The sequence below is a fragment of the Roseomonas sp. KE2513 genome (genome assembly GCF_016107305.1).
GTDB lineage: Bacteria > Pseudomonadota > Alphaproteobacteria > Acetobacterales > Acetobacteraceae > Roseomonas.
Genome location: NZ_RCVR01000010.1, coordinates 179,467 through 200,694, shown reverse-complemented (window position 1 = coordinate 200,694; position 21,228 = coordinate 179,467). Strand labels below are relative to the sequence as shown.

The window sequence follows — 21,228 nt, the reverse complement described above, 5'->3', positions numbered from 1 at the left end:
CCGCCTTACACTGTGACGCGCGCCCGCCGACGGAAAGGATTCCGGATCTTGATCTTGCGCGTCTTCAGCACGCGCGCCGGCGTCCGCATTGCCAACCTCGCACCTTCTGGACCGCGCTGCAGGTGGAGAGTGCGCTCGTGGAAGGCTTCCAGGCCCGGGCGATGCCCGATCGAGATCAACGCACTGTCCGGCAGCTCGTCCACTACCAGCCGCATCATCGCGTCCTGGTTCTCCTCGTCGAGCGCAGCCGTCGCCTCGTCCATGAAGATCCAGCGGGGCTTCTGGATGAGCAGCCGTGCGAAGCCCAGCCGCTGCTGCTCGCCCAGTGACAGCATCTGGTCCCAGCGCCCGTCCTCGTCCAGCTTCTCCTCCAGGTGCGAAAGGCCAACGCGCGCCAGCGCCGCGGCCGCCACCTCATTCGTCACCGTTTCCGGTGGCTTCGGGTAGGACAGCGCGCCCCGCAACGTGCCAAGCGGCAGGTAGGGACGCTGCGGCATAAACATCGTGGCGTCGCGGGGTGGCATAAAGATTTCGCCGCTGCCCCATGGCCAGATACCCGCGAAGGCGCGGAACAGCGTGCTCTTGCCGGTGCCGGACTCACCCTTCACCAGCACGCGCTCGCCGGCACGAATTTTCGCCGTCGCCTCAGCAATCACGACAGAGCCGTTGGAGAAGGCCACCTGCACGTCGCGGAAGGCCACGCGTTCCTCCTCGCCCTCCGGCTCCTCCACGCGCACGATCGTCGGCTGGTCCGGCTCAGCCACCATCTCCTCGATCACGCGCAGGGATTCGCGGAAGCTCAGCAGCCGCTCCACGCTCGAGCGCCACTCTGCGAGCCGCGGAAAGTTGTCCACAAACCAGTTCAGCGAAGCCTGCACGGAGCCGAAGGCGGAGCCGATCTGCATCAGCCCACCCAGCGTGATCGCGCCGGAGAAGTAGGATGGCGCCGCCACCACTGTCGGGAAGACGGAGGTCAACATCCCATAGGCGCTCGTCAGCCACATGAGGTTGCGCTGACTGCGCATGAGGTTGCGCACCGAGGTCGCGACATGCACGAAGGTCTGCACAAGCCCGCGCCGCTCGTCGGACTCGCCGCCGATCAGCGCGATACCCTCGCTGCTCTCGCGGGCACGCACCAGGGAGAAGCGGAAATCCGCCTCCTTCGCCATCCGCTCCGTGTTCAGGCGCACCATGGGTCGCCCCACGAAGAAGGTGAGCACCGAGCCGATCGTCGCGTAGATGAGCGCCGCCCAGACCATGTAGCCAGGAATGGTGATTTCCCGCCCGCCGATTGTCAGGTTCAGCGCGCCCGAGATCGTCCAGAGAATGCCGATGAAGGCGCAGAGCATGATGGCGGAGTTGAACAGGCCTGTCGCGAAATCCACCGCCAGGTCCACGCTCAGCCGCGCGTCCTCCGCGATGCGCTGGTCCGGGTTGTTGCTCTCCCCTGCGCGCTCGAGCTGGTAGTGGCGCGCATTCGTCATCCAGAGATCGAGCAGCCGCTTCGTTAGCCACTCCCGCCAGCGCAGCTGCACGAGCTGCTTCACGTAAAGCTGGTAGACCGCCGTGATCATGGATGCCCCGGCCAGGCCGAGGAAGAGAACCATCTGCCAGAGGAAGGCGTCGCGGTCGCGGTTCTCCAGCGCGTTGAAGAAATCGCGGTTCCAGAGATTGAAGCGGATCTGGATGAGGATCTGCAACAGCGTTAGCGCCAGCAGCCCCGCCCCAAGGGATCGCGCACCCTTCTCCCGCAGAAAATAACCACCGGCCAAGCGGAGGAAGGCCATGACCGGCCCTGTCTGGATCTGCGCTGTCCCGGCTGCCGCATGGGCCGCCGTCTCGTCTCTTGTCGTCTCGCTCACGCCCTGTCCTGCCCGTCCCCGCCCGTCACGCCCGACACCGTCATCTCCTGATCGGCCGCCGGTTTCTTCTCACTGGATGTCTCTCATTGCGGCTTGTCCACGGGCGCTGGCAGCGGCTCCAGCTTGTCCGGAGCCTCCCCGATCCGGTCGGCATCCAGCGCTTTTCCCCGGTCCTGCACCTCTGCACCGCGACCCGACGCCGCCACCGTCTTGCCCACGGAGATGCGGTCGCCCAGCGCCGCCGCAACGCCCGGCGGCACTCGGATCACGGCTCCGCCGTCGAGGATCGCCCCGATCGAATCGCCCTGTGCGGTCAGCAGCGGTGCCCGCACTGTGCCGGAGACCTCCAGCCGGGTATCCGCCGCGTGGAAGGCCGGGAAGGTCCAGGTGGGCCGCTCCACGAAATGAGGTGCCGAGGAGCCGTCCTTCGCCCAGGCCAGCATCGTGATCGCCGGCGCCCGCCGCGCGCGAATCCCGTAGACGACGATGCTGTGGCCCGGCGACACCGCGGCCATCATCTCGTCCGCGACATTCTCCGGAAAGATCACCTGCGGTCCCTCGCGGAACAGCAGCCGGTCGGTCTTTCCATCGGGGTTGATCAGGTAGCGGTCGATTACCCCCGTGAAGGAGGGAAGCTGCGTCGGGTCGAACCAGAGGCGACCTGTCCCCTCAATTGTTCCCTGGGCCAAAACGGAACCCTGAAAAGCAACCGGCCCCGCGAGAAGTATCGCGAGGCCGGTCACGCATGCCCTGCGCCGGTTCATGACGCCGTGTCAGATCCAGCCGCGTCCCGCGACGAGGGAGACAAGGAACAGGATAATGAAGATGACAAAAAGGATCTTCGCGATGCCGCTGGCTGCTGAGGCGACGCCGCCGAAGCCGAGAACGCCGGCGACAAGCGCGATGATAAGGAAGATGACGGTCCAGTAGAGCATGGTCGATGTCCTTGAGAGCGATGCGATGCCTCAACGTTGAAGCTCTGGCGGGGGTTGCCGCGCGGCCACGGTCCGTTGCCGTCGCGCTACACCGTTCCGTTCTGCCCCTTGGTCGCACCGCTCGTCGACACCGACTGGTTCGCATCCCCCGCCTCGCGCGAAGAGGCCCAATCGGCGAGTTGCCGCTCCGCCTCATCGGGCCCGACGCCGTAGCGCTCGCGGATCCGCTCCAGCAGCATGTCCCGGTCCCCGCCGGCCTTGCTGATGTCTTCCTCGGTCAGCTTTCCCCATTGCTGGCGGATTCTGCCGCCCATGCCCGACCAGTCGCCGGCAAAACGGTCCCAGTCCATCGATGCCTCCCTGTTCCCACCGCCCGCGCCTCGCGGGCTCCAACCCATGCAGTGCGGGCCACCGATGGAAACGAGCGCAAGGCCCGGCCAGTTGCCCGGCCGGGCCTTCGGTCTCGTGCGGGAGGGGTTCTCAGGTCAGCGGAACGCCACCCGATACCGCCTGGTAGGTTGCGATGGCCAGCGCCATCGGCTCGAAGGGCTTGCTGATGATGAAGGCCGGCTCCAGCCGGTCCGCCGTCAGCAGGCGCTCGGGATAGGCGGTCACGAAAATCACCGGCGTGTCCTGCTCCTGCAGGATGCGCTGCACGGCCGAGATCCCGTCGCCACCGGGGCCGAGGTTCACGTCGGCCAGGATCAGGCCGGGCTTCAGGTCCCGCGCCATGGCCACCGCTTCCGTCTCTCCGCTGGCGATACCCACCACGTTGTGCCCGCAGGCCTCCACCAGCTGGCGGATGTCCATCGCGATGATCGGTTCGTCCTCGATCACCATGATGTCCGTGGCCGCGACCGCCCGCAGCGCCTCGCGCGCCGAATCGAGCAGCCGCCGTGCTTCGGGCAGCGGCGTGTCGATCACCCGCGCCGCATCCGTGAGCGACAGGTCCTCCAGCGATGTGAGCAGCAGCAGCTGGCGCTGCTTCGCGGTGATGTGCTCGCCGGTGCTGTCCGGAACAAGCCGGCTCACCCCGGCAAAGAGGGCGATCTCGACCGGCACGTCGGAGGGCAGGCCGGCGCGCAGCGCCTGCGCCACCAGCGCGTCACCGCGTGCCTGTCCGCCCGTCAGGGCGCGCGCGTAGCGCCGTGCGAAGGGCAGGGTGCGAAGCAACTCCCCCTGCGAGACCGCATTCATCCGTGATAGTCCTCCGAGAGCCCGTCCGGGCCACCCGAATGGCGGGCCGGCGAGTCCATAGATGGGTCCATTGGCCGCCGCGTCCATGCACGATGACCATTCCTGCGCAAAGCCACCCTTTTGAACGGGTTCATGACGAAACAGGACGACCCAGTGGGCGAAGAGTTCCGCCCTGCCCTCATCCGCCTGCTTCCCGATCTTCGGGCCTTCGCACGCTTCCTCGCCCGTGATCCGGCAGCAGCAGACGATCTCGTGCAAGACACATTGCTGCGCGCACTTCGTAACGAGGGGCAATGGCAGCTCGGCACTAGCCTGCGGGCCTGGACCTTCTCCATCCTGCGCAATGCCTGGTTCGAGAACCGCCGCCGCGCCGCCGCGCAGAAGCGCGCCCTTGATCGCGTGCCGGTGGAGGAAGGCGCGCCGGCCGGGCAGGAGCACCGCATGGAGGTGATGGGTCTCGCCCGCGCCATGTCCCATCTCCCGCGCGACCAGCAGGAGGCGCTGGTGCTCGTCGGCGCCCTCGGCTTCTCCGGCGAGGACGCGGCCCGGGTCGCGGGCGTGCAGGTCGGCACGCTCAAAACCCGGCTCTCCCGCGCCAGGAAGGCGCTGGCAGCCCAGTACGGCAGCCCGGAAGAGGAAGGAGCGGGGCCAGAGGCTTGAAAACAAAGCCCCCGTTTTCGTGAACAAGGATTTGGTAACCTATTTCCAGGGACACGCATTGGTCCGGCGAAGATCGAGACGAGGGACAGTCACCATGACGAACACCGCCGCCGAGACCACGATGACCCAGCAGCCCGCCCGCGCCACGCATACCGTTGCCGACTTCCACAAGCTGCTCGTCACCACGCTGCCCCGGCTCCGGGTTCAGGCCCTCGCGCTGACTCGCAACCGCTCCGACGCTGATGACCTCGTCCAGGCTGCCGTGACCTCCGCGCTCGCCGCGAAGGACAGCTTCATGCCCGGCACCAACTTCGGCGCCTGGATGTTTCGCATCCTTCGGAACCGCTTCATCTCCGACGTGCGCCGCAAGCGCGAGACGACGGACATCGACGACGTGCCGAGCAGCGCCTTCGCCCGCCCCGGCGCGCAGGAGGACAGCCTGGTGATGCGCGAACTGCGCGGCCATCTCGGCCGTCTGCCCGCCGAGCAGCGCACCGCCCTGGTGATGGTGACCGTGCAGGGCTTGTCCTACGAGGAAGTGGCCGCTGCCATGGATTGCGCCGTCGGCACCGCCAAGTGCCGCGTCTTCCGGGCCCGCCAGACCCTCCAGCGCTGGCTCACCGGTGAGGAGCGCGGCGTGGAGACCCAGGTTGAGTCCCGTTCTGCCGCTCGCAAGTCTGCCTCTTCCACTCGCGCCGCCCGCCGTCATACTGCGCGCGACGAGAACGGAGTGGGGCACGCGTCCCCTGTCTGAGGATGGACGAGGGTAAGCCAGAGTCGAAAACGGGGGGCGCTGTGTCGAAGCCCGTGCAGTCCGGCACGAACGGTCGCGGCCAGGCCGCGCCCGAGGCTGCGTTCGACATCTGGCTGCAGCGCGGCCTCCATCAGCTGTTCGACGACGTGATGCGCGAGCCCATCCCGGAAGAGTTGCTGCGTCTCATCGAGCAGGATCGCGGGCAGAGCTGAGACAGGTGCCGGACGACACGTCCCCGTCCGGCGCTGCCGCGGGTCCTGACTTCACCCGATCCGCCGCACCTCAGGGTGCGGCAGGCCCTGTCGGGGGGTATTTTCCAACCGGGGGTGCCCGCAACCTTCCCGCCGGTTGGTTCCGCCGTTGGCTTGAAGCAGTGCTCGGCGGAATCCGTGGCCGAATGATCGTGCTGCTGATGGTGGCGGGCATTCCTGTCGCCTCCATCGCCATCACCAATGCTCTGCAGGACCACCGCGCCGCCCTTGCCGAGGGGCGGCGTGCGGTGGAGAGCTTCCGCACGCTGATGGCGGTGCGCTACGGCGCGGCCCTCGGTGCCGCCGAGTCGCTCCTCGCCGCTCTCGTGCGCGAGGATCCGCGCTCCACCGACGAGCCCAAGGTTTGCAACCCCGCCCTTCGCCGTGTGATCGACCTCCATCCCGGCGATGTCGGAGAGATCGCGCTCATCGTTCCTGGCTCGCTCCCGCTCTGCGGCTCCATTCCAGCGGGCGTCGATTTTGCGGCCCTAGTGAACGAGGCTTTTGAGGCTGGCAGCCCGGTCTATGGCGGCTTCCTGCCCGGCGGCAGCTCGCGTCTGCCTGTGCTGCCGGTGGTAGTGCCCGGCGCGGGTTCCATCGTGGGCGGCCAGCCTATCGGCAATCCCGCGCCGAGCCCCGTCGTTAACCCGGGCGGCAGCTGGGCTGTTGCGGGCACGGTCGCGCTCCGCGACTTCTCGCCCCTCTCCGCGGGTGGCGGGCGGGAGGGCGGCGGCCTCGTTTGGCTGGTGGACCGCGACGGCCGCATCCTGGCCCCCGGCGGCCCCGGGGGCCCGGTCCTCGATCCTTCGATGCTGGAACGGTTGGATGACGGGGGGCAGGTGGTGAACGGCCCGCATGGCAACTTCGCCTATGCCAGCGCCCGCCTGAACCCAGGTCTCCGCCTCATTGTCGGGCAGCCCGTCGGTGTGGTGCGGGAAGCGGCGCGCACCGTCCTCATCCAACGCATTATGGAATTGGCGACCTTCCTCGTCGCCTGTCTCGCCGCCATCGTCGTGGGCGCGGACCTCGCCATGGTGCGTCCGTTGCGCCTGCTTTCGGTCCGCGTGCGCGGCTGGCGGCCGGGCGCCGCGTTCCGTGTCAGCCCCGCGGGCACGGAGCCGCGGGAGGTGCGGGCAGTGGAGCAGGCCTTCAGCGAGGCCGCCGCCGCCCTGGCCCGGCGCGAGGCCGACCTGCGCGCGGCCCTCGAGCAGCGCGACGCCCTGATGGGCGAGATCCACCACCGCGTAAAGAACAACCTCCAGATCGTCTCCTCGCTGCTCAACCTTCAGGCCGGCCGGATTGGAGACCCCGCGGCAACGGCCGAGTTCCTCGCTGCCCGCAACCGCGTGCGCGCGCTGGCGACGCTGCATCGCCACCTCTACATGCAGCACTCCTTCGAGACGGTCTCGCTCGTCCCCTTCCTGACCGAACTGACGAACCAGCAGTTCTCCTCGCATAACGAATCGCCGGGCGAGCGCCTCGCGCTGCGGCTGGAGGTCGCGGATATCGCCATCTCCACCGACCAGGCGGTCTCCCTCTCCCTCCTGGTGACGGAGGCCGTGGGCAACGCGGTGGAGCACGCCTTTCCGGACGACATGCGCGGCACCATCCGCCTTAGCCTGTCGGAGGAGGGGGGCATGGTCACGCTGGTCATCGGCGACGACGGCATCGGGATTCCCGACCGCAAGGAACGTCCCCGCGGCCTCGGCATCCAGCTCATGGAGGGCTTCGCCAAGCAGCTCGGTGGCCCACTCACCGGAGGGCGCCGGTCGCCGGAGGAGGGCGGGGGCACCTGCTGGACGGTCCGCTTCCCCATTCGCGACAACCATCCCCCGCGCACGATGTCGGGCTGAGAGGGAGGAGAGGGGCTGGCCTCGCCGCGCGCCCAACTCAACATTCCGAGTAAGCAACCATCCCCTGACAGCCGCGCAACCCCGCCCCCGGGGGCGCGTTGCCCCCCGACCAAACCATGTCCCGAGGAGAGTATCGATGAGCGAGAACACCGACGCCGGTAAGACCTTCGACCAGGCTTCCGCCGCCGTGAACGACGCGGTCGGCAGCGTGGGCGAGCAGCTTGCGGCACTCCGCAAGCAGGTCGAGGAACTCCTCGCCGACCGCCAGAAGTACATGTCCCAGGCGATGGACGCCGCCGAGGGCTATGCCGCCCGCGCGACCGACGCCACCCGCGTGCAGTACGAGGCCGTGACCGACCGCGTGCGCGAGCGCCCGGGCCAGTCCCTGCTGATCGCCGCCGGCGTCGGCTACATCCTCGCCCGCATCCTCGGCCGCTGAAGGGGCGGGGCGCGATGCGGACCTTCAGCCTGGTCGGCATGGCGGCGCAGGCGGAAGGCCGGCGCCTGAAGGCGAAGGCAAGCGCCACCGCCACCCGGGTCGGCTTCTATGTCGGCGCCGGCGTGATGGGCCTTGCGGCCTTCGCCATGCTGCACGTCCTTCTGTTCCACACCGCGCTGCTCTATTTCGGGCCGATCGTCTCCGCGGTGGTGGTGCTGGTGCTCGATCTCGTGGTCGCCGGCATTCTTGTCCTCCTCGCCTCCCGCAAGGCCACCCCGCGGGAGGAGATGGAAGCGCAGGCCGTGCGCAACGTGGCTTTGCAGGGTGCGGCGCAATCCGCCGTTGCCGGCTTCACCACCCAGGCGGCGCCGCTGGTGGCGGTGGCGGGCATCGCACTCGCTGCCCTCTGGCCGAAGCTCTGGGGCAACCGCCGGGCCTGAATCGCGGCCCGGTTGCCGTCGGGTATGAGAGGAGAAAGGCGTCTTCCACGTGAAGGCGCCTTTTTCGTTGCAGACGGCTCTGCCGCCAGGGGGTGTCATCTAGCTGTCATATAAGTGCAACGCAGGCGTCGCCGGTGGTGCCTAGAAGGCGCCCGCCAGCCCCCACCCCTGGGGCAGGCACGGAACCTTCGGAGATCACACGGTGATCCAGCGTCGCATCGCTCTCGCCAGCCTCGCCACCCTTGCCGCCGGGCGCTTCCTGCCCGCCCTGGCCCAGGCCCCTGCCCAGGTGACGGGCGCCGGCGCCTCCTTCCCGAACCCCGTCTACCAGCGCTGGGGCGAGGGGGCGAAGGCGGCCGGAATCGAGCTGAACTACCAATCCGTGGGCTCGGGCGCGGGCATCAACCAGATCCGCAACCGCACCGTTGACTTCGGCGCCTCCGACGCCCCGCTGACACAGCAGCAGCTCACCGAGGGCAACCTCATGCAGTTCCCCTCGGTCATGGGCGCGGTAGTTCCCATCGTGAACATCCCAGGCGTTGCCGAGGACCAGCTTCGCCTCACCGGCGAGCTGCTGGCCGACATCTATCTCGGTAAGGTCAGCAAGTGGAACGATCCTCGGATCGTCGAGCTGAATGCCGGCGTCACCCTGCCGAACCTGGCGATCGCCCCGGTCTACCGGGCCGATGCCTCGGGCACGAGCTTCGTCTTCACCTCCTACCTCGCGGCCGTCTCCGCCGAGTGGAAGTCGAAGGTCGGCGCCGGCACCTCGGTGCGCTGGGGCACGGGCGCGGGTGCCCGCGGCAACGAGGGCGTGGCGGGCACGGTCCGCAACACCCGCGGTGGCATCGGCTATGTCGAGAACGCCTATGCCAGCACGAACAAGCTCGCGACCGCGCAGCTCCGCAACAAGGCCGGCCAGTACGTGAAGCCGACGATGGAGACCTTCCAGGCCGCGGCCTCGAACGCGGACTGGACCGTGCCGGGCTTCGCCGCCAGCCTCGTGGACCAGCAGGGCGCCAATTCCTGGCCGATCGTCTCTCCCACCTTCATCCTGCTGCCGACCAACCCGACGGACATCGCCCGCACCCGCGCGGTGCTGCGCTTCTTCGACTGGGCCTATAAGAATGGCGGCGAACTCGCCCGCAGCCTCGAGTACATCCCCCTGCCGGAGAACGTGCAGAATGCCGTTCGCACCGCCTGGGGTGAGGTAAAGGTGAACGGCCAGGCGGCCTGGCCGGCGGGCTGATTGGCCAACCCGGAGAAGGAGCCCCGCGTGGCCCAGGTCGTCATCGCCGATGCCGCAGCCGCCGCCCCACCCCGCCCCGCGACCAAGCGGGGCGTGGGCATGGGCGACGCGATCTTCGCCGGCCTGTGCCGGGCCGCCGCGGTGCTCGTTCTCGTGCTGCTCGGCGCCATCATCGTCGAGCTGTTCCTCGGTGGCCTGCCGGCCTTCCGGGCCTTCGGCGCCGCTTTCCTGACCTCCACGGAGTGGGACCCGGTCAGCGACATCTACGGCGCGGGCGTGTCGATCTACGGCACGCTGCTCACCGCGATCCTCGCCCTCATCCTCGCGGTGCCGCTCGCCTTCGGCATCGCCTTCTTCCTCACTGAACTGGCGCCCGCCTGGATGCGCGGGCCGGTCGGCACCGCCATCGAGCTGCTCGCCGCCGTGCCCTCGATCATCTTCGGCATGTGGGGCTTCTTCCTCATCGTGCCGCTGATGGCCGGCACCGTGCAGCCTGCCATCATCGACACGCTCGGCGAGTTGCCCCTGGTCGGCGATCTCTTTCAGGGGCCACCCTTCGGCACGGGCCTCTTCACCGCAGCCCTGATCCTCGCGATCATGGTGCTGCCCTTCATCGCCGCCACGATGCGCGACGTCTTCCTCCAGGTCCCCGGCGTCTACAAGGAGAGCGCCTACGGCCTCGGCGCCACCCGGTGGGAGGTGATGCGGCGCGTGGTGCTGCCCTATACCCGCGTGTCGGTCGTTGGCGGCATCATGCTCGGCCTTGGCCGCGCGCTCGGCGAGACGATGGCGGTCACCTTCGTCATCGGCAACGCCAACCGTATCGCTACTTCCGTCTTTGGGCCGGGCAACACCATCGCCTCCCTCGTGGCGCTGGAGTTCGGGGAGAGCGCGGCGGGCAGCCTCAAGCTCGCCTCCCTCCTCGCCCTCGGCTTCATCCTCTTCGTCATCTCCTTCGGGGTGCTCGCGCTCTCGCGCTGGCTGCTCCGCGCCCGCACGGGGAGCTGAGCCCAATGTCCGCCACCACCGCTTCCTCGGTCCCGGGCCGCGCCAAGGACCTCCGCGCCTCCGCCGCCCTCGGCCGCAGGCGGGCGCGGATGGACGCGACGATCCGCTTCCTCTGCACCCTCGCCACCCTGCTCGGCCTGCTCTTCCTCGTATCGATCCTCGCCACCCTGCTTTGGAAGGGCGCCAGCGGCCTCTCCTTTCGCGTCTTCACCGACGTGACGAAGCCACCGGGGTCGGGCGGCGGGCTGCTCAACCCGATCGTCGGCAGCCTCATCCAGGTCGCGCTCGGCACCCTCGTCGGCACGCCCGTCGGCCTGCTGGTCGGTACCTATCTCGCGGAATACGCGGGCAACTCGCGTCTTGGGAACGTCGTCCGCTTCGTCTCGGACGTGCTGCTCTCCGCGCCCTCGATCCTCATCGGCCTCTTCGTCTACCAGTTCCTCGTCCTGCCCTTCGGCGGCTTCTCCGGCTGGGCGGGAGTGGTGGCGCTGGCCATTATTGTCATCCCCGTCGTCGTCCGCACGACGGAGGACATGCTGCGCCTCCTGCCCAATACGCTGCGCGAGGCGGTGATCGGCCTCGGCGCGCCTAAGTGGAAGATGATCGTCCTCGTATGCTGGCGGGCCGCGGTCTCGGGCATTCTCACGGGCGTGCTGCTGGCCGTCGCCCGCATCGCCGGCGAGACGGCGCCGCTGCTCTTCACCTCGCTCGGTAACCTCAACTGGTCGGTGAACCTCTCCCAGCCGATGTCGAGCCTGCCGATCACGATCTATTCCTACGCTGGCTCGCCCTACGAGGACTGGATCACGCTCGCCTGGACCGGCGCACTGGTGATCACCCTCGGCGTGCTCGGCCTGAACATCGTCGCCCGCGCCGTGCTGCGCGCCCGCGGATAGGAAAGCCCATGAACCAGACCACCGGCAGCGCCGCCCCCAACGCCGGCACCCTGAGCCCGATGCCGGCGAATGCCGCCCAGACCGGCCTTGCCGCGCAGAAGGCTGGCGCCACGGCCCAGGCGGCCGTGCAGTCCTCCTCCGGCAGCTTCGGCGGGATGGCCGTGCGCTCGAACGCGGGCATGAACCCCGCCCGCATCGCCATCCGTGACCTCGACTTCTTCTACGGCACGAACAAGGCGCTGAAGGGCATCTCCCTCGATCTGCCGGACCGCCAGGTCACCGGCATGATCGGCCCCTCGGGCTGCGGCAAGTCCACCCTGCTGCGGATCCTGAACCGCATGTACAGTCTCTATCCCGGCCAGCGCGCCGAGGGGCAGGTGATGATGGACGGCGAGAACATCATCGACCCCGCCCTCGACCTGAACGCGCTTCGAGCCCGCATCGGCATGGTTTTCCAGAAGCCCACGCCCTTCCCGATGACGATCGCCGAGAACATCGCCTTCGGCATCCGCCTCCACGAGAACCTCAACCGCGCCGAGATGGCTGAGCGCGTGGAATGGGCGCTCACCCGTGCCGCCCTCTGGCCCGAGGTGAAGGACCGGCTGAACAGCTCCGCCATGGGCCTCTCGGGCGGCCAGCAGCAGCGCCTCTGCATCGCCCGCACCATCGCGGTGCGGCCGGAGGTCATCCTCTTCGACGAGCCGACCAGCGCGCTCGACCCTATCAGCACCCTCAAAATCGAGGAGCTGATCGACGAGCTGAAGCGCGACTTCACCATCGCCATCGTCACGCACAACATGCAGCAGGCCGCCCGCTGCGCCGACCAGGTGGCCTTCTTCTACCTGGGCGAACTGGTGGAGGTGGCGCCCGCCGCCGACCTCTTCACCGCGCCGCGCCAGAAGCGCACCCAGGAATACATCACTGGCCGCTTCGGCTAGGGCAGGGGAGCGAGCCATGGACCAACACCCGGACCGACAGGCGGATCGCACCGTGAAGTCCTATGAAGAAGACCTCCGTCGCCTTCGCGAGCTGATCGCCCGCATGGGCGGCCTCGCTGAGCGCCAGGTGGCCGACAGCGCCTATGCGCTCGTCCGCCGCGACTCCGAACTTGCCGGCGAGGTGGTCGGCCGCGACGCCCCGATCGACGCGCTGGAGCGGGAGGTGGACGCCTTCTGCGTGCGCCTCCTCGCGCTGCGCCAGCCCATGGCCGGCGACCTCCGCTTCATCATCGCGGCGTTGAAGATCAGCCAGGACATCGAGCGCATCGGCGACTACGCCCGCAACGTCGCCAAGCGCGCCATCATCGTCTCCGGCCAGCCCTTCCTCGGCGGCGTCAACGGCTTCCAGTGGATGGCGCAGATGGTCCAGCGCAACCTGAAGGACAGCATCGACGCCTTCCTGCGCGAGGACGCAGAGCTGGCCGAGCGCGTCTGGGCTGCCGACGCCCCGGTGGACGACATCTACACCGGCATCTTCCGCGAGATGCTGACCCACATGATGGAGGACCCGCGCAACATCACCGCGGCCACCCACATGCTCTTCATCGCAAAGAACTTCGAGCGCATCGGCGACCACGCGACGAACATCGCGGAGACCGTGCACTACGCCGTGCGCGGCGCCGTGCTGCCGGAGGACCGCCCGAAGGCGGACATCTCCGCCGACCTGCCACCGACACCGGGGGCCTGAGAAGTTGGGGATGAGATCGGCGTCGCTCCCCGAGCACCAGCGCCCGACCATCCTCGTGGTGGAGGACGAGGCGCCGCTCCTCACCCTGCTGCGCTACAACCTCGAGAAGCAGGGCTTCCGGGTGGAGGAGGCGACCGACGGGCCCGAGGCGCTGATCCGCGTTGCCGAGGCCAAGCCCGACCTCATGTTGCTCGACTGGATGCTGCCGGCCATGTCCGGCCTCGAGGTCTGCCGCCAGCTCCGCCGCCGCCCCGAGACGCGCGACCTGCCGATCATCATGGTCACCGCTCGCACCGAGGAGGCCGACGCCGTCCGGGCGCTCGACACAGGTGCGGACGACCACATCGGCAAGCCTTTCACGATCGAGGCGCTGCTGGCCCGAATCCGCGCCCTCATGCGCCGGGCCTCGGGGCCGGCGACCAAGGGCGCCCTGACCTGGCAGGATATCTCCATGGACCAGGACGCCCACCGCGTGACGCGTGCCGGCCGCAACCTCCATCTCGGCCCCACCGAGTACCGCCTGCTGGAATTCTTTCTCCAACATCCCGGTCGCGTCTTCTCGCGCGAGCAACTGCTGGATGCTGTCTGGGGCCGCGACATCCATGTCGAGCTGCGCACGGTGGACGTGCATATCCGCCGCCTCCGCAAGGCCGTGAATGGCGACGCGGAGGGGGATGTGATCCGCACCGTCCGCAGCGCCGGCTACGCGCTCGACGTCGAATAGGCCGGGCCTCCCCCTGTTCCCCTCCCGGCCGCCGCTTTAGGCTGCCCGCCGCGGCAGGGGGGTGGACAGGCGTGCAGGGGCCGGAGTCGGACATCGCGGCGATGCGACACGAGATGCCGCCCGCGGTGGAAGCAGTCCCCGCCCTGCTTGACCAGTTGGAGGCCTTCGCCGAGGCCAACGCCCTCTCGCCCCGCAATGCCCAGCACCTCGTTCTCGTAGCGGAGGAGTTGGCCGCGAATGTCGCCATGCACGCTACCGGCGCTACCCGCCTGCTTGTGGAGGTCCGTCGCGAGGGCCCGGCCCTGAACCTCCTGGTCGAGGACGACGGTCCCGCCTTCGACCCCCTCTCCGCCGCCGCCCCCGACCTCGCATCCGGGGTGGAGGAGCGCGACCTCGGCGGCCTCGGCGTGCATTTCCTCCGCACCCTCGCGCGGAGCGTCAGCTACGAGCGCCGCGGGGGCCTCAACCGCGTCACGGCCCTTCTGGACGCCGGCTGAGCCCAGGCGCCACAATCGCCGCGCATTCGTCACCCGACCGCCGCCGCATCCGGCCGCCGGTCCGACAGGGAAGCCCCAGCGCCATGCAGATCACCGAGCACAAGGAAGGCGCCCTGACCGTCGCGGCCCTCGACGGCCGCCTCGATACCGCGACCGCCCCGGCGACCGAGGAGAAGCTCGTCGCCCTGCTCGAGGGCGGCGGCGTGGTGGCGGACATGTCGGGGGTCCGCTACGTCTCCTCCGCCGGGCTGCGCGTGCTGCTGAAGGCAGCGAAGCAGGCCCGGACCAAGGGCGTCCCCTTCTCTGTCTGCGGCCTGCAGCCCGCCGTGCAGGAGGTCTTCGAGATTTCCGGCTTCGACAAGATCATCCCCTCCCACCCGACGCGCGCCGCAGCGCTCGCGGGCGGCTGACCACCTCTCCCGAGGCCGGGGGCCATGCCGCCGGGCGCCGCCGAGGCGCAGCCGCAGGCAGCGTCAGGCGCCCCCGCGCGCGGCCTCCCGCCGGAGGCGGCGGAGCGGGTGCTGGCGCGGCTCGCCGGGCTCGCGCCATCCCCCGTGCTGCGCCGGCGACTGGAAGGCGCAGTGCCGCTTCTCGCCGCCTTGGCCCCGCCCCCCGCGGACGCCCCCCTCTCCCTCCTCGATTCGCCCGCCTGGGCCGCGCTGCTCGATGCCGTAACGGTGCAGGAGACCCGCCTCTTCCGCGCCGCCTCGCAGATCACCGCGCTCGCCGACCGGTTGCCCTCGCTGCCCGGTGCGCCCCGCCTTCTCTCAGCCGGCTGCGCGACGGGGGAGGAGGCCTGGACGCTCGCGGTCCTCGCGGCCGTGGCGGGGCTGCCGGCGGAGATCGTCGGGATCGACCTTTGCCGCCCCGCCCTTGCCGCCGCCGCCGCGGGGCGCTTCGGCACGGGGCCGCCGGATCCGATGCGCGAGGTGCCGCCCGCTTACCGCTCCTGCTTCCGGCCCTGCGGCGACTGGATCGAGCCGCTGGCCCCGGCGCCCCGCTTCCGCCGTGCCAATCTCCTCGACCTGCCGGAGGATCTGGGCCTCTTCGGCGCCATCCTCTGCCGCAATGTGCTCATCTACCTCCTTCCCCAGGCACGGGCCGAGGTGCTGCGCGGCCTCGTCGACCACCTGCTGCCCGGCGGCCTGCTGCTGCTCGGCCCCACCGACGCCCCTGGGCCCGAGTTGCCCCTCAGACCCGAGGCCGGTGCGCCCGGCACCTGGCGCCGGAAATGAGGCCGGGGAACACGATCCCCGCGGGGCTGCGGGCCGGAGGCCGAGTCTTTCGGCTGCCGGAGGGTGCCTCCGCCATGGACGCCCCCATTCTCCGCCCTGTCCCTGGCGGCGGCGGCGGGCTGCTTGTCGGGCTGCTCGGCACGAGTGCGGTGCCGGCCTGGGTCTTGCCCGGCGCCGCTCGACCGGCTGCCGCCTGGGTACTGGTACCAGAGGCCGAGGGCGCCCTGCTCCTCGGCGGGGACGCCCTGGCCGAGCCCCCGCCCGGCGCCCCCTTGGCTCCCGCGTCCGCCTACCCGCCCGCGCGGCTGCGCCTCTCCCAGCCGGAAGAGGCACCCGGCCCCACCGTGCCGGCGGAAGCCCCCGCGCGCGGGGGCTTCCGTCTCTCTCTGCCGGGGCCGGTCCCCGCCGCGCTCGACTTGCCCTTCGGTGCCCTTTCCCGCCTGCTGCCCATGCCGCTGCTCCACCCGGCGCCCGATGCGCCACCCGAGGCGCTCGGCCTCGCCTGGACCCCCGTCGGCCCGGTCCTTGTCCTCGACCCTCGACCCTTCGGCGGCGACGCGGGGGAGGCGCCGCTCCTCGCCGTGATGCTCTCCGCCGGCCGGCAAACCGGCCTGCCCTGCCGGGGCGCCACCCCCATGACCGCCGCGCCCGCGTTGCCGGCGGCCCTCGCGCGCCCCGCGCTTCTCGCGGCCGCCCCCCTCGCGCGCGTGCCCGAACCCGCGCGGGAGGTGCCGCGCCGCCACGTCCTCCTGGCCAGCGCCGGCGCCGCCGGCTTCGCCCTTCCGCTGGAGGAGGTGGCCGCCGTTCTTCCCCCGCAGGTTCCGCGGAACGGTGGCGGCGAGCCCGTGGCCGGCATCGTGGCGCATCGCGGCGACGTGCTGCCCGTGCTCGATGCCGGTGCGCGGCTTGGCCAAGGGCCGGTCCTCGGGCGCGGGCAGCCGCTGCCACTGCTTCGTCTGGCCGGCCCCAGCCCCGCGGCCCTCGCCGTCTCCGCGGTGGCCGGTCTGCGCGCCGTGCCGGAGGCCGACATCGCCCCCGTGGCCGGGGAGGGGCTGGTCGTCGCCGTTCTGCACCTCGACGACAAGCCCACGCCCCTGCTGCGCGCCCGTGCGCTGACGGAGGCGCTCGCCAGGGGCCGCGCCGCATGATCCGCGTCCTCGTCGTGGACGATTCCGCCTTCATGCGGATGGCACTGCGCCGCATCATCGAGGCGGAGGGCGACCTGAAGGTGGTGGGCGAGGCCAGCGAGGCGGCCGCCGCCCTCGAGCTCGCCGGCCACCTCCGCCCGGATGTCGTGACGATGGACCTCGAGATGCCCGGCCTGGACGGCATCGAGGCCACCCGCCGGCTCGTCGCCCTGCCGGACCCGCCGGCGGTGGTGATGGTCAGTCACCACACCCGGGACGGTTCGGCCAACGCTCTCGCCGCCCTCGGCGCCGGGGCGGCGGACGTGCTGTGGAAGGGCTCCTCCCTCGGCAGCCTTGACCTCGCCCAGATCGACCGCGACCTGCGCGGCCGGCTCCGCTACTGGGCGGGGCAGCGACCGGCCGTCGCGCGCGCCGCCCCGCCGCTCCGCGCGCCCATTGCCGCCGAGGCGGCCGGCAACTTGCCGGGTACCGCCGATGTCGTCGTCCTCGCCGCTTCCACCGGCGGTCCTGAGGCGTTGGAGGCGCTGCTGGCCGCTGCCGGTCCCCTCGCGGTGCCGGTCGTCATCGCCCAGCACATGCCCCCCGACCTCGGCCCTGACCTCGCTCGCCACCTTGCTGCACGCAGCAGGCTGCCGGTGGCGCTCGGTACCCACGGCATGCCACTCGCGGCGGGAACAGTGGCCGTGATCCCCGGCGGCACCGACGGGCACCTCGCCCGCGCCGCCGGCGGCGGCCTCGTGCTGCGCCTCGGAAAGGGGGAGGGGGTGGTGCATCCTTCCGCTGACACCCTCTTCCGCTCCGCCGCCCTCGTCGCGCGCGGGGGAATCGGTATCGTCCTCACGGGCATGGGGCGGGACGGCGCCGCGGGGGCGGCGGCGCTGCGCGAGCGCGGCATGGCCGTGCTCGCCCAGAGCCTCGAAAGCTGCGTTGTCGCGGGAATGCCCGGCGCCGTGATCGAGGCCGGCCTCGCCACCGGCACCGGCACCCCTGCCGCCCTCGGTGCCCGCCTGCACGCCCTGACCACCCCGCGCGCCGCGGGCCGTATCCTGGGAAGCATCGCGTGAGCGGCGCCCTCGACCCCGAGCTCCTCGCCCTGCTCCTTCCCGAATGGGAGGCCGCGACGGCGAGCCTCGCCGCCGCGCCGGAGGAGCGCGACCGCCGCCGGGCGCTCGATGCCCTGCGCGGCATGTCCGCCGGCGCCGGGATCGCCTCCCTCACCGCTGCCCTGCGCGCCCTCGACCCTCTGCCCAAGCCCTTCGATGCCCCGGCGACGGCCGCCGCCCTTGCCGCCCATGCCCGCGCGGTCGCCGCCGCCGGCCACGACTTGCCCTTCGCCTCGCCGGGACCCGCGCCCGTCCGCATCCTCGTGGTGGACGACAGCGCGATGATGCGCCGCCTCCTGCGGGAGGCGCTCTCCGCCGATCCCGCCTTCACGGTGGTGGCCGAGGCCGCAGATGGCGGCGAGGCGCTCACCCGCCTGGCCGAGCACGCGCCCGACCTCACCCTGCTCGATATCGAGATGCCCGTGCTCGATGGCTTGGCCGTGTTGCGGGAATGGGCGCTGCGCGGCGGCGGCGCCATGGTCGTCGTCTCCTCCGCCGCGGTGCCTGGTGGTGAGGTGGCGGTGGAGGCGCGGCGGCTAGGCGCCAGCGCCGTCGTCGGCAAGCCCTCCGGCGCCTTCTCGCCCGACCTCGGCGAGCGCCAGGGCGAGGCCATCCGCCGCGCCGCCCGCCGCGCCGTCGGGTTGGCGCCATGATCGACGACGCCGCCCTCTGGGAGGGATTCGCCGCCGAGACGGAGGAGCATCTCGACACGATCGAGCGCCTCCTCTCTACCCCGGGCTTGGCGGGGGAGGGGGTAAACACCCTCTTCCGCGCCTTCCACAGCCTCAAGGGCATGGCCTCCGTCCTCGGCGCTGGCGGCATGCGTGATACCGCGCATGGCTGCGAGGATCTGCTCGGCCTCGCCCGCGCCGGCCGCCTCGTCGTCGCCGGCCAGGTAGCGGAGGGGCTGATGACGGCGGTCGATTCGCTCCGCGGCCTCCGGGCGCGGGTGCTGGAGACCCATGCCGACGCGCCGGCCGACCCCGCGCTCCTCCGCCGCCTCGCCGGCCTCGGCGAAGCTACCTCCACGTCTCCCCCCAGCCAGGCCGCCGCGCCGCCGGTCCTTTCCGACCCTCTCCTTGGCGCCTTCGCTTCCCGCTGCGCGGCTGCCGCTCCGGCCCTCGCCGCCCTGGCGGCAACCGCGGACCCCGGCGCGCGCGCCGAGGCCGCGGACCTCGCCGCCGGCGCCCGCCTGATCCGCCTCCCTGCCCTTGCGGAAACCCTGGGCCACCTGGCTGAAGCCGCGGGCACCCCCGCCGCGCTTCCCGCTCTCGGCCGCCTCCGCCGCCGCCTCGCTCTTCTCGGTGCGCGCGCCGAGGAAGCGGCCGGGGCCGAGGCGATCCCGCCCGCCGTACCCCCGGAGGCGGCGCTGATCGACACCGCCGGCCTTTCCATCCGGGCGGCTGCCCTGGCCGATCCGCCCGACGGGCACTCCGCCCTTGCCGCGGCGGCGCGGGAAGCTGCCGCCGCCGCCTGTGCCCTCGGCCAGGAGCGCCTGGAGCGCACCCTTCTCGCGCTCGAGGACCTCGCCGACCGTGCGGCCGACCCCGATGCAGCCGCCCTCCTCGCCACCCGCGGCCCGGCCCTGGCGGAGGCAATACGCGAGGCCGGAAAGGGCCCCGCGCCGCTTGCCGGCTCCACGGTGGCCGATCCCCGCATCCCAGAAGGGTTTCTCCCCCTCCTCAGCGAGACCGCCCGCGCCCGCGCCGCCGCCGCTCTCGAAGCGGGGGCCCGCCTCTATGTCGCGCGCCTCGCGATGGGACAGGGGGAGGCGCTGGAGGCCGCGATCGCCGACGCGCTGCGTCCGGAGGCCGATATCCTCGGCAGCCGCACGCTGCCCGGCGCCAGCCCGCCCCTGCTCGAACTCCTCCTCGCCAGCGGCGCGGAACTCGAGGCTCTCTCGCGTGCCGCAACGGCGGCCGACCCCTCCCGCCGCGTCCTCCTCTCACTCTCGGCCGCCGAGGAGGAGGCCTCCCACGCCCCGGCCACCGCCTCCGGCGGCACCATGCGCGTCCGGCAGGAGACGATCGACGGCCTCATCTCCCTTGAATCCGAGGTCCGCGCCGCCTCCCTCTCCCTCGCCGAGGCTCTGCGCGAGAGCGCGCCCCGCGCCGCCATCGCCCGGCTCGGCGTGCTGGCCGGCCGGCTGGAAGGCGCCGCCGGACGGGAGTTGACCGAGCTGGCCGACCATCTCCGCCGCTTCGAGGACGCGCTGGAAGAGGCGGAGGGCCGCCTGTCCTTCTCCCTGCGCCGATTGGACGAGGCGGTGATGGAACTCCGCGTCGTTCCCATCGGCACTCTCTTCGCGCGCCTGCCCCGCGTCGCTCGCGCCGTTGCCCAGCCCGCCGGCAAGGAGGTCGAGGTGGTGCTGGAGGGAGAAGATGTCGCCATCGACCGCTCCCTCGTGGAACTTCTCGCCGATCCGCTCCTCCACCTCGTCCGTAACGCCGTGGATCACGGGATCGAGCCCCCGCAGGAGCGCCGCGCCTACGGCAAGCCTGCCCGGGCCCTGCTGCGCATCTCCGCCGCGCGCCGGACGGGTGGCATCCGCGTCCGAGTCTCGGATGACGGCTGCGGCATTCATCACGACCGCGTCCTCGCCCGCGCGGTGGAGCGCGGCCTAGTGGCGCCGGCCGAGGCCCCGGATCTCTCCCCCGCCGCCGTCGAGGCGCTACTCTTCCGCCCCGGCTTCTCCACCGCCACGACCGTGACCGAGACCTCTGGCCGCGGCGTCGGGTTGGACGTGGTGCAGGACGCCGCCCGCCGCGCCGGCGGCACGCTGGAGGTCGCGAGCACCCCCGGCCGCGGCACGAGCTTTACCCTCCGCCTGCCGCTCACCGCCGCCACCCTCTCCGTCCTGCTCGTCACCGTCGGCGGCCAGCCCTATGCCCTGCCGGCGGCAAGGGTCGACTCGGTGCTGCAAGAGGAGGGCGACGGCCAGGCCGTCCTGCCCCTGGCCCCGCTGCTCGGCCTGCCCGGTGCGGCCACGGGGGCGGTGGTGGTGGTGCGCGCGGCGGGCGGCGCGCTGGCCCTCGGCGTGGATCGGGTGGAGCGCCGCGCCGACATCCTCCTCCGCCCGCTGCACCCCGCGATCGCCCGCCTGCCGGGCGTCGGCGGCGTCGGCATCCTCGGAAATGGTGATCCGGTGCTGCTGCTCGAACCCGATGGGCTGGCCGGGGAGGGCTGACCACCATGGCGAGTCCGCCACGCGGCTAGGAAAAAGTTGCGAAGCCCCAAATGTGATTCCCACTGCTCGCGATTATGTGATCTGTTCCGATTGAAAGTTCACTC

Annotated in this window: 24 protein-coding genes; 19 read left to right on the top strand and 5 right to left on the bottom strand. The window is 71.2% G+C overall.

Features of this window, described 5'->3' with window-relative positions; all coding sequences use genetic code 11:
• Positions 1-5 precede the first annotated feature (5 nt).
• The 5 genes from D9599_RS12865 to D9599_RS12845 form a co-directional block, all read right to left on the bottom strand.
• Complete coding sequence (locus D9599_RS12865; protein ID WP_198381622.1) at positions 6-1,862, bottom strand: ABC transporter ATP-binding protein/permease; 1,857 nt, start codon at positions 1,860-1,862, stop codon at positions 6-8.
• An 83-nt stretch (positions 1,863-1,945) separates the two neighbouring features.
• On the bottom strand, positions 1,946-2,605 hold the full coding sequence (locus tag D9599_RS12860; RefSeq protein WP_198381621.1) for a hypothetical protein: 660 nt from the start codon (positions 2,603-2,605) through the stop codon (positions 1,946-1,948).
• Between the two features lie 30 nt (positions 2,606-2,635).
• Positions 2,636-2,797 (bottom strand): DUF1328 domain-containing protein, encoded by a 162-nt coding sequence (locus tag D9599_RS12855; RefSeq protein ID WP_043834752.1) that lies wholly within the window; start codon positions 2,795-2,797, stop codon positions 2,636-2,638.
• Between the two features lie 86 nt (positions 2,798-2,883).
• The gene (locus tag D9599_RS12850; RefSeq protein WP_198381620.1) at positions 2,884-3,147 is read right to left on the bottom strand and encodes a hypothetical protein; all 264 of its coding nucleotides are present in this window, start codon (positions 3,145-3,147) and stop codon (positions 2,884-2,886) included.
• Positions 3,148-3,277: 130 nt separating this feature from the next.
• Complete coding sequence (locus D9599_RS12845; protein WP_198381619.1) at positions 3,278-3,994, bottom strand: response regulator; 717 nt, start codon at positions 3,992-3,994, stop codon at positions 3,278-3,280.
• 132 nt (positions 3,995-4,126) lie between these two features.
• Between D9599_RS12845 and D9599_RS12840 the strand changes: the two genes are divergently transcribed.
• From D9599_RS12840 to D9599_RS12750, 19 genes are all read left to right on the top strand, one after another.
• Complete coding sequence (locus tag D9599_RS12840) at positions 4,127-4,654, top strand: sigma-70 family RNA polymerase sigma factor (RefSeq protein WP_198381618.1); 528 nt, start codon at positions 4,127-4,129, stop codon at positions 4,652-4,654.
• 121 nt (positions 4,655-4,775) lie between these two features.
• Positions 4,776-5,408 carry a sigma-70 family RNA polymerase sigma factor gene (locus D9599_RS12835; protein ID WP_232480459.1) on the top strand — a complete coding sequence of 211 codons (633 nt, stop codon included), beginning with the start codon at positions 4,776-4,778 and terminating at the stop codon, positions 5,406-5,408.
• A gap of 53 nt (positions 5,409-5,461) precedes the next feature.
• A complete protein-coding gene (locus D9599_RS12830) occupies positions 5,462-5,620 on the top strand; it encodes a NepR family anti-sigma factor (RefSeq protein WP_375373048.1) in 159 nt (52 codons plus the stop codon).
• Positions 5,621-5,805: 185 nt separating this feature from the next.
• Positions 5,806-7,512 carry a sensor histidine kinase gene (locus D9599_RS12825; protein WP_198381615.1) on the top strand — a complete coding sequence of 569 codons (1,707 nt, stop codon included), beginning with the start codon at positions 5,806-5,808 and terminating at the stop codon, positions 7,510-7,512.
• A gap of 136 nt (positions 7,513-7,648) precedes the next feature.
• Entirely contained in the window at positions 7,649-7,951 is a 303-nt protein-coding gene (locus D9599_RS12820; RefSeq protein WP_043834761.1) for a YqjD family protein, read from the top strand.
• A gap of 14 nt (positions 7,952-7,965) precedes the next feature.
• Positions 7,966-8,391 carry a hypothetical protein gene (locus D9599_RS12815; RefSeq protein ID WP_198381614.1) on the top strand — a complete coding sequence of 142 codons (426 nt, stop codon included), beginning with the start codon at positions 7,966-7,968 and terminating at the stop codon, positions 8,389-8,391.
• Positions 8,392-8,593: 202 nt separating this feature from the next.
• Complete coding sequence (gene pstS / locus D9599_RS12810; RefSeq protein WP_198381613.1) at positions 8,594-9,640, top strand: phosphate ABC transporter substrate-binding protein PstS; 1,047 nt, start codon at positions 8,594-8,596, stop codon at positions 9,638-9,640.
• Between the two features lie 99 nt (positions 9,641-9,739).
• A complete protein-coding gene (gene pstC, locus D9599_RS12805; RefSeq protein ID WP_198381640.1) occupies positions 9,740-10,648 on the top strand; it encodes a phosphate ABC transporter permease subunit PstC in 909 nt (302 codons plus the stop codon).
• Positions 10,649-10,653: 5 nt separating this feature from the next.
• Positions 10,654-11,544: a phosphate ABC transporter permease PstA gene (gene pstA, locus D9599_RS12800; protein WP_198381612.1), complete on the top strand. Its 891-nt coding sequence runs from the start codon at positions 10,654-10,656 to the stop codon at positions 11,542-11,544.
• Between the two features lie 155 nt (positions 11,545-11,699).
• Positions 11,700-12,482 carry a phosphate ABC transporter ATP-binding protein PstB gene (gene pstB / locus D9599_RS12795; protein ID WP_198381639.1) on the top strand — a complete coding sequence of 261 codons (783 nt, stop codon included), beginning with the start codon at positions 11,700-11,702 and terminating at the stop codon, positions 12,480-12,482.
• A gap of 16 nt (positions 12,483-12,498) precedes the next feature.
• Entirely contained in the window at positions 12,499-13,230 is a 732-nt protein-coding gene (phoU, locus tag D9599_RS12790) for a phosphate signaling complex protein PhoU (protein WP_198381611.1), read from the top strand.
• 10 nt (positions 13,231-13,240) lie between these two features.
• On the top strand, positions 13,241-13,954 hold the full coding sequence (gene phoB, locus D9599_RS12785; protein ID WP_043834770.1) for a phosphate regulon transcriptional regulator PhoB: 714 nt from the start codon (positions 13,241-13,243) through the stop codon (positions 13,952-13,954).
• A gap of 71 nt (positions 13,955-14,025) precedes the next feature.
• Positions 14,026-14,451: an ATP-binding protein gene (locus tag D9599_RS12780; protein ID WP_198381610.1), complete on the top strand. Its 426-nt coding sequence runs from the start codon at positions 14,026-14,028 to the stop codon at positions 14,449-14,451.
• A gap of 83 nt (positions 14,452-14,534) precedes the next feature.
• Positions 14,535-14,861, top strand: a complete 327-nt coding sequence (locus D9599_RS12775; protein WP_043834772.1) for an STAS domain-containing protein — start codon at positions 14,535-14,537, stop codon at positions 14,859-14,861.
• A 24-nt stretch (positions 14,862-14,885) separates the two neighbouring features.
• The gene (locus D9599_RS12770) at positions 14,886-15,686 is read left to right on the top strand and encodes a CheR family methyltransferase (protein ID WP_198381609.1); all 801 of its coding nucleotides are present in this window, start codon (positions 14,886-14,888) and stop codon (positions 15,684-15,686) included.
• Between the two features lie 74 nt (positions 15,687-15,760).
• Positions 15,761-16,834 carry a chemotaxis protein CheW gene (locus tag D9599_RS12765; RefSeq protein WP_198381608.1) on the top strand — a complete coding sequence of 358 codons (1,074 nt, stop codon included), beginning with the start codon at positions 15,761-15,763 and terminating at the stop codon, positions 16,832-16,834.
• Positions 16,831-17,898 (top strand): chemotaxis protein CheB, encoded by a 1,068-nt coding sequence (locus D9599_RS12760; protein WP_198381607.1) that lies wholly within the window; start codon positions 16,831-16,833, stop codon positions 17,896-17,898. The genes D9599_RS12765 and D9599_RS12760 overlap by 4 nt, the downstream gene beginning before the upstream one ends.
• Positions 17,895-18,590, top strand: a complete 696-nt coding sequence (locus tag D9599_RS31950) for a response regulator (protein WP_198381606.1) — start codon at positions 17,895-17,897, stop codon at positions 18,588-18,590. The genes D9599_RS12760 and D9599_RS31950 overlap by 4 nt, the downstream gene beginning before the upstream one ends.
• Positions 18,587-21,124, top strand: a complete 2,538-nt coding sequence (locus D9599_RS12750) for an ATP-binding protein (RefSeq protein ID WP_198381605.1) — start codon at positions 18,587-18,589, stop codon at positions 21,122-21,124. The genes D9599_RS31950 and D9599_RS12750 overlap by 4 nt, the downstream gene beginning before the upstream one ends.
• The last annotated feature ends 104 nt before the right edge of the window (positions 21,125-21,228 follow it).